The 12,865-nt window shown below is 55.6% G+C and carries 8 protein-coding genes, 2 tRNA genes and 3 rRNA genes; 7 read left to right on the forward strand and 6 right to left on the reverse strand.

Annotated elements, in window-relative coordinates; genetic code table 11:
- Positions 1-19: 19 nt before the first annotated feature.
- The gene (gene nlpE, locus L085_RS09295) at positions 20-703 is read left to right on the forward strand and encodes an envelope stress response activation lipoprotein NlpE (RefSeq protein ID WP_004932000.1); all 684 of its coding nucleotides are present in this window, start codon (positions 20-22) and stop codon (positions 701-703) included.
- A gap of 60 nt (positions 704-763) precedes the next feature.
- On the opposite strand, the gene proS is transcribed toward nlpE, so the two are convergent.
- From proS to metN, 6 genes are all read right to left on the reverse strand, one after another.
- Entirely contained in the window at positions 764-2,482 is a 1,719-nt protein-coding gene (proS, locus tag L085_RS09300) for a proline--tRNA ligase (RefSeq protein ID WP_044030610.1), read from the reverse strand.
- Between the two features lie 120 nt (positions 2,483-2,602).
- Positions 2,603-3,310 carry a tRNA (N6-threonylcarbamoyladenosine(37)-N6)-methyltransferase TrmO gene (gene tsaA, locus L085_RS09305; RefSeq protein ID WP_004932003.1) on the reverse strand — a complete coding sequence of 236 codons (708 nt, stop codon included), beginning with the start codon at positions 3,308-3,310 and terminating at the stop codon, positions 2,603-2,605.
- A complete protein-coding gene (rcsF, locus tag L085_RS09310) occupies positions 3,307-3,711 on the reverse strand; it encodes an Rcs stress response system protein RcsF (protein WP_004932006.1) in 405 nt (134 codons plus the stop codon). Before rcsF ends, tsaA begins: the two co-directional genes overlap by 4 nt.
- A gap of 114 nt (positions 3,712-3,825) precedes the next feature.
- Positions 3,826-4,641, reverse strand: coding sequence for a MetQ/NlpA family lipoprotein (locus L085_RS09315; protein WP_019455780.1), 816 nt, complete (start codon positions 4,639-4,641; stop codon positions 3,826-3,828).
- A 39-nt stretch (positions 4,642-4,680) separates the two neighbouring features.
- Positions 4,681-5,334, reverse strand: coding sequence for a methionine ABC transporter permease MetI (locus L085_RS09320; RefSeq protein WP_004932010.1), 654 nt, complete (start codon positions 5,332-5,334; stop codon positions 4,681-4,683).
- A complete protein-coding gene (gene metN / locus L085_RS09325) occupies positions 5,327-6,358 on the reverse strand; it encodes a methionine ABC transporter ATP-binding protein MetN (protein WP_004932012.1) in 1,032 nt (343 codons plus the stop codon). Before metN ends, L085_RS09320 begins: the two co-directional genes overlap by 8 nt.
- A gap of 189 nt (positions 6,359-6,547) precedes the next feature.
- Here metN and gmhB point away from each other — a divergent pair, with 189 nt between their 5' ends.
- From gmhB to rrf, 6 genes are all read left to right on the forward strand, one after another.
- The gene (gene gmhB, locus L085_RS09330) at positions 6,548-7,111 is read left to right on the forward strand and encodes a D-glycero-beta-D-manno-heptose 1,7-bisphosphate 7-phosphatase (protein WP_015378880.1); all 564 of its coding nucleotides are present in this window, start codon (positions 6,548-6,550) and stop codon (positions 7,109-7,111) included.
- 459 nt (positions 7,112-7,570) lie between these two features.
- Positions 7,571-9,112: ribosomal RNA gene (locus L085_RS09335) — 16S ribosomal RNA — on the forward strand.
- Between the two features lie 74 nt (positions 9,113-9,186).
- Positions 9,187-9,263 (forward strand) — tRNA-Ile (locus L085_RS09340).
- 39 nt (positions 9,264-9,302) lie between these two features.
- Positions 9,303-9,378: transfer RNA gene (locus L085_RS09345), tRNA-Ala, on the forward strand.
- A gap of 205 nt (positions 9,379-9,583) precedes the next feature.
- A 23S ribosomal RNA gene (locus tag L085_RS09350) occupies positions 9,584-12,491 on the forward strand.
- A gap of 99 nt (positions 12,492-12,590) precedes the next feature.
- Positions 12,591-12,706, forward strand: a 5S ribosomal RNA gene (gene rrf, locus L085_RS09355).
- The 16S, 23S and 5S rRNA genes sit together here with 2 tRNA genes alongside, the layout of an rRNA operon.
- The last annotated feature ends 159 nt before the right edge of the window (positions 12,707-12,865 follow it).

Genomic DNA, 12,865 nt, shown 5'->3' on the forward strand with positions numbered 1-12,865 from the left:
ACACAGTAGGAGAATAACTGTGAAGAAAATTACGATAGCCCTGTTCTTGGCGGCAGGCGCACTCTCGTTGTTGGGATGCAACAATCATTATCAACCGAAGGAACAACCGCTGCAGGCGATGCCGCAGAGTTATCAAGGGGTGTTGCCTTGCGCCGATTGCGGCGGTCTGGATACGGCGCTGTTCCTGGATGAAGACGGCACCTTCGTGCTGCAGGAAACCTATCGCGGCAGCAAAGACGGCGATCAGACCTTTGCCGACTACGGCAAATGGGCGCGCACCGCGGATAAGCTGGTGCTGACCGACAGCACCGGCGAGAAACGCTACTTCCGTCCGGTGGGCAAGAGCCTGGAGATGCTGGATCGCAGCGGCGCGCCGATCGAGTCCAAGCTGAATTACCGTCTGGAGCCGGTCGAAAAGCCGTTGCCTAAAACCCCGATGGTGATGAAAGGCAGCTACAGCTATATGGCCGACGCGGCGGTGTTCAAAGATTGCGCCACCGGCATCACTTTCCCGGTGGATAACAACATCGCGCTGGAGCAAGGTTACGCCAAGGCCAATAAGACTGCCGGCGAGCCGGTGTTCCTGACCTTCAACGCGCACTTCAGCGTGCAGCCGTCGATGGAAGAGGGGCAGATTGAAAAAGCGGTGGTGCCGGACGGCAAGATCGCGTTCGACCGCAGTAAAAGCTGCAGCAGCAAGTAACGCGTTTCGGATATAAAAAAACCCGCCTAGGCGGGTTTTTTATTCTCTGGCGATCGGCGCTTAGCGTTTGATCTGGCCCAGCAGGAAATCAACGATTTCGCCGGTTTTGATCATTTTCTTCTCGCCGACGCGGCGGTTCTTGTACTCGATCTCTTCGTTGTCGAGGTTACGATCGCCGATAACGATAGAGTGCGGCACGCCGATCAGCTCCATATCCGCGAACATCACGCCCGGACGCTCTTTGCGGTCATCGAGGATCACATCGATGCCGTGGGTGCGCAGGGTGTTGTACAGCTCTTCCGCCAGCGCCTGCACGCGGAATGACTTGTGCATGTTCATCGGCAGGATCGCCACCTGGAACGGCGCGATGGCGTCCGGCCAGATGATGCCGCGTTCGTCGTGGTTCTGCTCGATGGCGGCGGCCACGACGCGCGTGACACCGATGCCGTAGCAACCCATGGTCAGCACTTGGTTGCGGCCGTCTTCACCCTGCACGGTCGCTTTCATCGCTTCCGAGTACTTGGTGCCGAGCTGGAAGATATGGCCCACTTCGATGCCGCGTTTGATCAGCAGCGTCCCCTGACCGTCCGGGCTGGCGTCGCCTTCTACCACATTACGGATATCGGCCACCTGCGGCAGCGGCAGATCGCGCTCCCAGTTGATGCCGAAGTAGTGTTTGCCGTCAATGTTGGCGCCGGCGCCGAAATCGCTCATCGCCGCTACGCTGCGATCGGCTACCACCGGCATCGGCAGCTTGACTGGGCCAAGCGAGCCTGGGCCGGCGCCGACGATGGCGCGGATCTCTTCTTCGGTGGCGAAGGTCAGCGGCGCGGCAACCTGCGCCAGCTTCTCTGCCTTGATTTCGTTCAGTTCGTGATCGCCGCGCACCAGCAGGGCGACCAGTTTATGGCCGCTCTCTTCGGTGGCGCGCACCATCAGCGTCTTCACGGTTTTTTCCACCGGCAGCTGGAATTGCTCGACCAGCTCGGCGATGGTTTTGGCGTTCGGCGTATCCACCAGGCGCAGCTCTTCGCTGGCTGCAGCGCGTGGCTCTGCCGGCGCGACCGCTTCCGCCAGCTCGATGTTGGCGGCGAAATCGGAACCGGTGGAGAACACGATATCGTCTTCACCGCTCTGCGCCAGCACCTGGAATTCGTGCGAGGCGCTGCCGCCGATCGAGCCGGTATCCGCCTGCACCGGGCGGAAATCCAGGCCCATGCGGCTGAAGATTTTGCTGTATGCTTCGTACATCGCGTCGTAAGTCTCCTGCAGAGACTCCTGTGAGGTGTGGAAGGAGTAGGCATCCTTCATCAGGAACTCACGGGAACGCATCACGCCGAAACGCGGGCGCACTTCATCACGGAACTTGGTCTGGATCTGGAAGAAGTTCAGCGGCAGCTGCTTGTACGAGCTGATCTCGTTGCGGATCAGATCGGTGATCACTTCTTCATGCGTCGGGCCCAGTACGAACGGACGATCGCCGCGGTCGACGAAGCGCAGCAGCTCGGGGCCGTATTGCTCCCAACGGCCGCTTTCCTGCCACAGATCGGCAGGCTGAACCACCGGCATGGAAACTTCGATCGCGTTAGCATTGTTCATTTCTTCGCGAACGATGTTTTCAACCTTTTTCAGAACGCGCAGGCCGGTCGGCAGCCAGGTGTAAAGACCGGAGGCCAGCTTGCGGATCATCCCGGCGCGCAGCATCAGCTGGTGGCTGATCACTTCGGCGTCGGCAGGTGTCTCCTTCAAAGTGGAGAGCAGATATTGGCTAGTACGCATGGTGTTTTGGTTCCGTTAGAACTGCAAATTGCATCGGGCTGCCAGAGTGGCGGCCAAAAGTGACAAAAGTGGTTTAGTTTACCAGCGCGAGCGGGTCGCCAAAAGAGAGGCGGCGGAATTTTAACGCGGGTCGAGCGCCAACACTTCGGTGTGGCCGTCCACGACGCGCCAGCGCACGTTGAAATCCAACAGCCAGACGGCGTAATCCCGTTCGATGTCCTCTCCTTTACGATAGGCGGGACGGGGGTCTTGCGCCAGCACCTGGCTGATAAAACGCCTTAATTGCGGGTAGCGCGCCTGATGTTGCTGCAGCTGCTGCTCGGCCTGCGGTGCGAAACGCACCGGCATATCGCCGGCGGGCGCGGCCTGAGCAAAGCCGGCGCGGGCCTGCGGCTGGCTCTCGGCGAACGGCAGATAAGGCTTGATGTCCACCACCGGGGTGCCGTCGACCAGGTCGAGGCTGCCCAGTTCCAGCGCCACTTCACCGTTTTTCACCCGCACGCCCTTCAGCTCAATGAGCGACATGCCGAGCGGGTTGGGGCGGAAGGTGGAGCGGGTGGCGAACACGCCCATGCGGGCATTGCCGCCTAAACGCGGTGGACGCACCGTCGGGCGCCAGCCACCCTCCATGGTTTGATGGAAAATGAACATCACCCACAGATGGCTAAAATCGCTGAGGCCGCGCACCGCTTCCGCCTGGTTGTAAGGCGGCAGCAGCAGCAGTTCGCCGCCGCCGTCTTCGACCAGCCCCGGCTGGCGGGGCACGGCGAATTTCTCTTTATAGGGCGAGCGGATCACGCCGATCTGCTCGAAAACGAATTCGGTCATTTGGACGAGACGTTAAGCGCCGAGCCCTGACAAACGGCCTGTTGATAGCAACCGGCGACGCCGCTGACAATCTGGCAGTCGTGCAGCAGCACGGCGTTGGCCTTCATGTAAGACGCACGGATTTGCATGCGTTTACGGGCGGTGGCCAGATTCGGTGGAGAGTCTTGCACGGTGGTTTGGCACGATTCGCCGGACACTTCACCCAGATCGCGGAACGGCTTGCCCACGAGCTCTTCTGCACTTTTGTACAGTTTTACCGGAGCGGGGCGGGCGGCCGGCGTGGTCTTGGCCGGAGCGGTGGTGGTCGGCTTGCTGGTGCTGCTTGTTGAGGACGGCGCGATACGCTGCGATGAACATCCGGCCAGCGCGAGCGCTAACAAACAGAGAGGTAAAACACGCATTGAGATTCCTCTGCCTTAATGAAAGTGGCGCTATTGAAGCAAGCTATGGCGGAAATAACAAGACGGGCCTTGGCCCGTCTTGCAATTATAGGAATAAAATAGGTGAATAAGCGCTTACCAGCCTTTCACCGCTCCGCCGTTGAAGATTTTGTTGGCGGCCGCGTCAACTTCGTCAGATTGATAGGCCTGGACGAATTTCTTCACGTTTTCCGCATCTTTGTTATCTTCGCGCGCAACCAGCAGGTTGACGTAAGGCGAGTCTTTATCTTCCACGAACAGACCGTCTTTCGCCGGCGTCAGGCCGATCTGGCTGGCGTAGGTGGTGTTGATCACCGCCAGCGCGATCTGCTGATCGTCCAGAGAGCGCGGCAGCTGAGGCGCTTCCAGCTCAACCAACTTCAGGTTTTTCGGGTTCTCGGTCACGTCCAGCACGGTCGGCAGCAGGCCAACGCCGTCTTTCAGCTTGATCAGACCGACTTTCTGCAGCAGCAGCAGCGAACGGCCCAGGTTGGTCGGATCGTTAGGCAGCGCGATCTGCGAACCTTCTTTCAGCTCGTCCAGCGATTTAATTTTCTTGGAGTAACCGGCGATCGGGTAAACGAAGGTGTTGCCGACCGGCACCAGCTTGTAACCGCGGTCTTTGATCTGCTGATCCAGATAAGGCTTGTGCTGGAAGGCGTTCAGATCGATATCGCCTTTGCTCAGCGCTTCGTTAGGCAGCACGTAGTCGTTGAAGGTGACCAGTTCAACGTCCAGACCGTATTTCTCTTTCGCCACTTTCTGCGCCACTTCAGCCACTTGCTGCTCAGCGCCGACGATCACGCCGACCTTGATGTGGTTCGGATTCTTTTCATCCTGGCCACAGCCCGTCAGAGCCAGCGTGCCGATCAGTGCGCCAATTGCCGCGATGGATTTAAATTTTAACGACATATCCCTTCCTCATTAGACTCGCATTAATATGCGGTGAAATTATTTATGGGTAACGGCTTTGACGATGCGATCGCCGCAGAATTGGATCAGATAAACCAAAACTACCAGTAATACTAATACGGTATTCATCACTGTGGCGTTATAACCGATATAACCGTATTGGTAACCGATTTGGCCCAGGCCGCCGGCGCCGACCGCGCCGCCCATGGCGGAGTAGCCCACCAGGGTGATCAGGGTGATGGTTGCGGCGTTGACCAAGCCCGGCAGGGCTTCCGGCAGCAACACTTTCTTGATGATCTGCATCGGCGTGGCGCCCATGGCGCGCGCGGCTTCCACCAGGCCGGACGGGATTTCCAGCAGGGCGTTTTCCACCATGCGCGCGATGAACGGCGCGGCGCCGACGGTCAGCGGCACGATCGCCGCCTGCAGACCGATCGAGGTGCCGACGATCATGCGGGTAAACGGAATCATCCAAACCAGCAGGATAATGAACGGAATGGAACGGAAGATGTTCACCAGCCCGGACAGGATCTTATACAGCGAATTGTTGGCGATGATCTGCCCCGGGCGGGTGACATACAGCAGCACGCCTACCGGCAGGCCGAGCACGAAACCGAAGAAGCCGGAGACAAAGGTCATCATGACGGTTTCCCACACGCCACGCGCCATCAACCACATCATTGCCTCAGACATAACCCAGAACCTCTACTTTTACCTGATTTTCTTGCAGGAACTTAATCGTCGCCAGCGCGTCTTCGTCGCTGCCGTGCAGCTCCGCCAGCATCACGCCGAATTTCACGCCGCCGGCATAATCCATCTGGGCGCTGATAATGTTGTTGTTCACGTTGAAGCGGCGAGCGGCTTCAGACAGCAGCGGCGCATCGACCGACTGACCGGTGAACTCCAGGCGCAGCAGCGGCTGGCGGTCGCCCTGACGCTCCGGCGACAGGCGCGCGGCGTAGTCGTCCGGGATATCCAGATGCAGCGTGGACTGAATGAACTGCTGGGCCAGCGGGGTTTTCGGGTGTGAGAACACTTCGCTGACGCTGTCTTTTTCGATCAGCTGCCCCTGGCTGATGACCGCGACCTGGTCGCAGATGCGTTTCACCACGTCCATTTCGTGGGTGATCAGCAGAATGGTCAGGCCCAGACGGCGGTTGATGTCTTTCAGCAGCTCCAGGATGGAACGGGTGGTGGCCGGATCCAACGCGCTGGTGGCTTCGTCGCACAGCAGCACTTTGGGATTGCTGGCCAGCGCGCGCGCGATCGCCACGCGCTGTTTCTGGCCGCCGGACAGATTGGCCGGATAGGCGTCGTGTTTGTCCGCCAGGCCGACCAGCTCCAGCAGTTCGGTCACGCGCTTTTTGATCTCGGCGCGCGGCGTATTGTCCAGCTCCAGCGGCAGCGCCACGTTGCCGAACACCGTGCGGGAAGAGAGCAGGTTGAAGTGCTGGAAGATCATGCCGATTTGGCGACGGGCGCGCGTCAGTTCGCTTTCCGACAGAGACGTCAGATCCTGGCCATCGACCAGCACCTGGCCGGAGGTAGGGCGCTCAAGCATGTTGGCGCAGCGGATCAGCGTGCTTTTGCCGGCGCCGGAAGAGCCGATAACGCCATAGATTTGCCCGGCAGGGACGTGAAGGGTCACGTCAGAGAGCGCGGTAATGGTGCGCGAACCCTGCTGGAACACTTTAGTGATGTTAGAAAGTTTAATCATATTCTTCTTATTTTAGCGTGGTTGCCCGTGGCTAGATAAAAGTAAACCCCGGCGTGGAACCAAGGTATGGCTCAGATGTTAAGGCGTCTAGACGTCTAAGTCAACGACCAGCGAGGTTCTCCGGCGTTCTCAGTGCGGGGTAAAACATGCGATACTTGTCAGCGTATTCAGCCCCTCAGGAGCAAAGCGGTGACACAAAGCGTTCCAGCAATTTTTCTCGATCGTGACGGTACGATTAACGTTGACCATGGTTATGTCCATGAAATCGACAATTTCCACTTTATTGACGGCGTGATTGACGCCTGTCGCGAACTCAAAAAGATGGGGTTCGCGCTGGTGATGGTGACCAACCAGTCGGGCATTGCGCGCGGCAAGTTCAGCGAAGACCAGTTTATGTACCTGACCGAGTGGATGGACTGGTCGCTGGCCGATCGCGACGTCGACTTCGACGGCATCTATTTCTGCCCGCATCATCCGGAGGCGGTAGTGGAAGAGTATCGTCAGGTCTGTGACTGCCGTAAACCGCAGCCGGGCATGCTGCTGCAAGCGCAGCAGGAATTGAACATCGATATGGCCGCTTCTTATATGGTGGGCGATAAACCGGAAGATATGCAGGCGGCGATCGCGGCCGGCGTCGGCACCAAGGTGCTGGTGCGTACCGGCAAGCCGGTGACGGAGCAGGGTGAAAAGCTGGCCGATTGGGTGCTAAATAGCCTGGCGGACCTGCCGGCAGCCATCAAAAAGCGGGTTTAATAGGCGTTACGCATGAATAGTGAGCGGTCAGATAAAAAATGCATATTATCGCTTGTCATTCTGAACCGGCTCCCTATAATGCGCCTCCATCGACACGGCGCAAGTGATTCACTTCACACAGCGGCCGGGAAGAAAGAGAAAAAATCCTGAAAATTAGGGTTGACTCTGAAMGAGGAAAGCGTAATATACGCYACCTCGAGTTAGCAAGCKAAAACTTCGTATAGCATACATTATACGAAGTTATAMGCGTAATATACGCCACCTCGAGTTAGCAAGCGAAAGCGCCTAACTCACTGCTCTTTAACAATTTATCAGACAATCTGTGTGGGCACTCCACAAGACGATATCCAGCATCTTCGGATGCAAAAAATATCAAGTCTTGAAGAGTGACTAACTGAAGTAAAATTCATGCAGTAAATCTTTGAGCATCGCTTCTCGAGTGGAAGCAAATCAAGCTTTTAATTGAAGAGTTTGATCATGGCTCAGATTGAACGCTGGCGGCAGGCTTAACACATGCAAGTCGAGCGGTAGCACAGGGGAGCTTGCTCCCTGGGTGACGAGCGGCGGACGGGTGAGTAATGTCTGGGAAACTGCCTGATGGAGGGGGATAACTACTGGAAACGGTAGCTAATACCGCATAACGTCGCAAGACCAAAGAGGGGGACCTTCGGGCCTCTTGCCATCAGATGTGCCCAGATGGGATTAGCTAGTAGGTGGGGTAATGGCTCACCTAGGCGACGATCCCTAGCTGGTCTGAGAGGATGACCAGCCACACTGGAACTGAGACACGGTCCAGACTCCTACGGGAGGCAGCAGTGGGGAATATTGCACAATGGGCGCAAGCCTGATGCAGCCATGCCGCGTGTGTGAAGAAGGCCTTCGGGTTGTAAAGCACTTTCAGCGAGGAGGAAGGTGGTGAGCTTAATACGTTCATCAATTGACGTTACTCGCAGAAGAAGCACCGGCTAACTCCGTGCCAGCAGCCGCGGTAATACGGAGGGTGCAAGCGTTAATCGGAATTACTGGGCGTAAAGCGCACGCAGGCGGTTTGTTAAGTCAGATGTGAAATCCCCGGGCTCAACCTGGGAACTGCATTTGAAACTGGCAAGCTAGAGTCTCGTAGAGGGGGGTAGAATTCCAGGTGTAGCGGTGAAATGCGTAGAGATCTGGAGGAATACCGGTGGCGAAGGCGGCCCCCTGGACGAAGACTGACGCTCAGGTGCGAAAGCGTGGGGAGCAAACAGGATTAGATACCCTGGTAGTCCACGCTGTAAACGATGTCGATTTGGAGGTTGTGCCCTTGAGGCGTGGCTTCCGGAGCTAACGCGTTAAATCGACCGCCTGGGGAGTACGGCCGCAAGGTTAAAACTCAAATGAATTGACGGGGGCCCGCACAAGCGGTGGAGCATGTGGTTTAATTCGATGCAACGCGAAGAACCTTACCTACTCTTGACATCCAGAGAACTTTCCAGAGATGGATTGGTGCCTTCGGGAACTCTGAGACAGGTGCTGCATGGCTGTCGTCAGCTCGTGTTGTGAAATGTTGGGTTAAGTCCCGCAACGAGCGCAACCCTTATCCTTTGTTGCCAGCGGTTCGGCCGGGAACTCAAAGGAGACTGCCAGTGATAAACTGGAGGAAGGTGGGGATGACGTCAAGTCATCATGGCCCTTACGAGTAGGGCTACACACGTGCTACAATGGCGTATACAAAGAGAAGCGACCTCGCGAGAGCAAGCGGACCTCATAAAGTACGTCGTAGTCCGGATTGGAGTCTGCAACTCGACTCCATGAAGTCGGAATCGCTAGTAATCGTAGATCAGAATGCTACGGTGAATACGTTCCCGGGCCTTGTACACACCGCCCGTCACACCATGGGAGTGGGTTGCAAAAGAAGTAGGTAGCTTAACCTTCGGGAGGGCGCTTACCACTTTGTGATTCATGACTGGGGTGAAGTCGTAACAAGGTAACCGTAGGGGAACCTGCGGTTGGATCACCTCCTTACCTAAAGATATTAGTTCGCGTGGCGTGCTCACACAGATTGTCTGATAGAAAGTAACGAGCAGAAATACCTTTATAGGCTTGTAGCTCAGGTGGTTAGAGCGCACCCCTGATAAGGGTGAGGTCGGTGGTTCAAGTCCACTCAGGCCTACCACTTCTCATGAAGTGGAAAAGGTACTGCGCGTGACTGTATGGGGCTATAGCTCAGCTGGGAGAGCGCCTGCCTTGCACGCAGGAGGTCAGCGGTTCGATCCCGCTTAGCTCCACCATATAGTCCGGTATTTCAATACTTCAGAGTATATTGGCGACAGTGCTGCGAAGTATTTTGCTCTTTAACAATCTGGAACAAGCTGAAAATTGAAACATGACGGCTGAAATTTATCCCTCCGTAGAAGYWYYGGGATAAAGAGTAACCTGTCATAGAGTCTCTCAAATGTTTGCAGCRCGAACGATGGAAACATCTTCGGGTTGTGAGGTTAAGTGACTAAGCGTACACGGTGGATGCCTAGGCAGTCAGAGGCGATGAAGGGCGTGCTAATCTGCGAAAAGCGTCGGTAAGGTGATATGAACCGTTATAACCGGCGATACCCGAATGGGGAAACCCAGTGTGTTTCGACACACTATCATGTCATGAATACATAGTGGCATGAGGCGAACCGGGGGAACTGAAACATCTAAGTACCCCGAGGAAAACGAAATCAACCGAGATTYCCCCKAGTAGCGGCGAGCGAACGGGGAGAGCCCAGAACCTGAATCGGCTTGTGTGTTAGTGGAAGCGTCTGGAAAGTCGCGCAGCAAAGGGTGATAGCCCCGTACACTAAAATGCACAGGTCGTGAGTTCGATGAGTAGGGCGGGACACGTGACATCCTGTCTGAATATGGGGGGACCATCCTCCAAGGCTAAATACTCCTGACTGACCGATAGTGAACCAGTACCGTGAGGGAAAGGCGAAAAGAACCCCGGCGAGGGGAGTGAAATAGAACCTGAAACCGTGTACGTACAAGCAGTGGGAGCACCTTCGTGGTGTGACTGCGTACCTTTTGTATAATGGGTCAGCGACTTATATTTTGTAGCAAGGTTAACCGTATAGGGGAGCCGTAGGGAAACCGAGTCTTAACTGGGCGATTAGTTGCAAGGTATAGACCCGAAACCCGGTGATCTAGCCATGGGCAGGTTGAAGGTTGGGTAACACTAACTGGAGGACCGAACCGACTAATGTTGAAAAATTAGCGGATGACTTGTGGCTGGGGGTGAAAGGCCAATCAAACCGGGAGATAGCTGGTTCTCCCCGAAAGCTATTTAGGTAGCGCCTCGTGAACTCATCTTCGGGGGTAGAGCACTGTTTCGGCTAGGGGGCCATCCCGGCTTACCAAACCGATGCAAACTCCGAATACCGAAGAATGTTATCACGGGAGACACACGGCGGGTGCTAACGTCCGTCGTGAAGAGGGAAACAACCCAGACCGCCAGCTAAGGTCCCAAAGTCATGGTTAAGTGGGAAACGATGTGGGAAGGCATAGACAGCCAGGATGTTGGCTTAGAAGCAGCCATCATTTAAAGAAAGCGTAATAGCTCACTGGTCGAGTCGGCCTGCGCGGAAGATGTAACGGGGCTAAACCATGCACCGAAGCTGCGGCAGCGACGCTTAGCGTTGTTGGGTAGGGGAGCGTTCTGTAAGCCGTTGAAGGTGGCCTGTGAGGGTTGCTGGAGGTATCAGAAGTGCGAATGCTGACATAAGTAACGATAAAGCGGGTGAAAAGCCCGCTCGCCGGAAGACCAAGGGTTCCTGTCCAACGTTAATCGGGGCAGGGTGAGTCGACCCCTAAGGCGAGGCTGAAAAGCGTAGTCGATGGGAAACAGGTTAATATTCCTGTACTTGGTGTTACTGCGAAGGGGGGACGGAGAAGGCTAGGCTGGCCGGGCGACGGTTGTCCCGGTTTAAGCGTGTAGGGGGTGTGACCTGGTAAATCCGGTTGCATACTAACCCTGAGGCGTGATGACGATGCACTACGGTGCAGAAGTAGTTGATGCCCTGCTTCCAGGAAAATCCTCTAAGCTCCAGGTAACATTAAATCGTACCCCAAACCGACACAGGTGGTCAGGTAGAGAATACCAAGGCGCTTGAGAGAACTCGGGTGAAGGAACTAGGCAAAATGGTGCCGTAACTTCGGGAGAAGGCACGCTGGCATGTAGGTGAAGTCCCTTGCGGATGGAGCTGAAGCCAGTCGAAGATACCAGCTGGCTGCAACTGTTTAATAAAAACACAGCACTGTGCAAACACGAAAGTGGACGTATACGGTGTGACGCCTGCCCGGTGCTGGAAGGTTAATTGATGGGGTCAGCCGCAAGGCGAAGCTCTTGATCGAAGCCCCAGTAAACGGCGGCCGTAACTATAACGGTCCTAAGGTAGCGAAATTCCTTGTCGGGTAAGTTCCGACCTGCACGAATGGCGTAATGATGGCCAGGCTGTCTCCACCCGAGACTCAGTGAAATTGAACTCGCTGTGAAGATGCAGTGTACCCGCGGCAAGACGGAAAGACCCCGTGAACCTTTACTATAGCTTGACACTGAACATTGAGCCTTGATGTGTAGGATAGGTGGGAGGCTTTGAAGCGTGGACGCCAGTCTGCGTGGAGCCATCCTTGAAATACCACCCTTTAATGTTTGATGTTCTAACTCGGCCCCGTGATCCGGGGTGAGGACAGTGTCTGGTGGGTAGTTTGACTGGGGCGGTCTCCTCCCAAAGAGTAACGGAGGAGCACGAAGGTTAGCTAATCACGGTCGGACATCGTGAGGTTAGTGCAAAGGCATAAGCTAGCTTGACTGCGAGAGTGACGGCTCGAGCAGGTACGAAAGTAGGTCTTAGTGATCCGGTGGTTCTGAATGGAAGGGCCATCGCTCAACGGATAAAAGGTACTCCGGGGATAACAGGCTGATACCGCCCAAGAGTTCATATCGACGGCGGTGTTTGGCACCTCGATGTCGGCTCATCACATCCTGGGGCTGAAGTAGGTCCCAAGGGTATGGCTGTTCGCCATTTAAAGTGGTACGCGAGCTGGGTTTAGAACGTCGTGAGACAGTTCGGTCCCTATCTGCCGTGGGCGTTGGAAGATTGAGAGGGGTTGCTCCTAGTACGAGAGGACCGGAGTGAACGCACCACTGGTGTTCGGGTTGTCATGCCAATGGCATTGCCCGGTAGCTAAGTGCGGAAAAGATAAGCGCTGAAAGCATCTAAGCGCGAAACTTGCCTCAAGATGAGTCTTCCCTGGRCCTTTAAGGYCCCTGAAGGAACGTTTAAGACTAAGACGTTGATAGGCTGGGTGTGTAAGTGCAGCGATGCATTGAGCTAACCAGTACTAATGATCCGTGAGGCTTAACCTTACAACACCGAAGGTGTTTTTAGAGAGATTTTCAGCGAAGTTCCGAGATTGGTTCTGATGGCGACACGAGAGTGAAGCGGTTGGAATGAAACAGAATTTGCCTGGCGGCAATAGCGCGGTGGTCCCACCTGACCCCATGCCGAACTCAGAAGTGAAACGCCGTAGCGCCGATGGTAGTGTGGGGTCTCCSCATGCGAGAKTAGGACWCTKCSAGKCATCAAACAAAGCCGAAATGCCCTGAACTGACGTTCAGGGCTTTTTGCTATGGGAAAAATGGAAAATCCCCGTTGTAATCCGCTTCAGCTTTCATCGTACTGTTTAATATTCATCACAAAACCAACGCATTGTTTCTCTGAATGTCAGATATTCTTCGTC

It is taken from the genome of Serratia sp. FS14 (assembly GCF_000695995.1).
Classification (GTDB): domain Bacteria; phylum Pseudomonadota; class Gammaproteobacteria; order Enterobacterales; family Enterobacteriaceae; genus Serratia; species Serratia nematodiphila.

Bases quoted from the DNA above. Each gene is read 5' to 3' on its own strand.
- L085_RS09315 (WP_019455780.1), bottom strand. From the start codon at position 4,641: ATGTCGTTAAAATTTAAATCCATCGCGGCAATTGGCGCACTGATCGGC.
- rcsF (WP_004932006.1), bottom strand. From the start codon at position 3,711: ATGCGTGTTTTACCTCTCTGTTTGTTAGCGCTCGCGCTGGCCGGATGT.
- metN (WP_004932012.1), bottom strand. From the start codon at position 6,358: ATGATTAAACTTTCTAACATCACTAAAGTGTTCCAGCAGGGTTCGCGC.
- tsaA (WP_004932003.1), bottom strand. From the start codon at position 3,310: ATGACCGAATTCGTTTTCGAGCAGATCGGCGTGATCCGCTCGCCCTAT.
- proS (WP_044030610.1), bottom strand. From the start codon at position 2,482: ATGCGTACTAGCCAATATCTGCTCTCCACTTTGAAGGAGACACCTGCC.
- L085_RS09320 (WP_004932010.1), bottom strand. From the start codon at position 5,334: ATGTCTGAGGCAATGATGTGGTTGATGGCGCGTGGCGTGTGGGAAACC.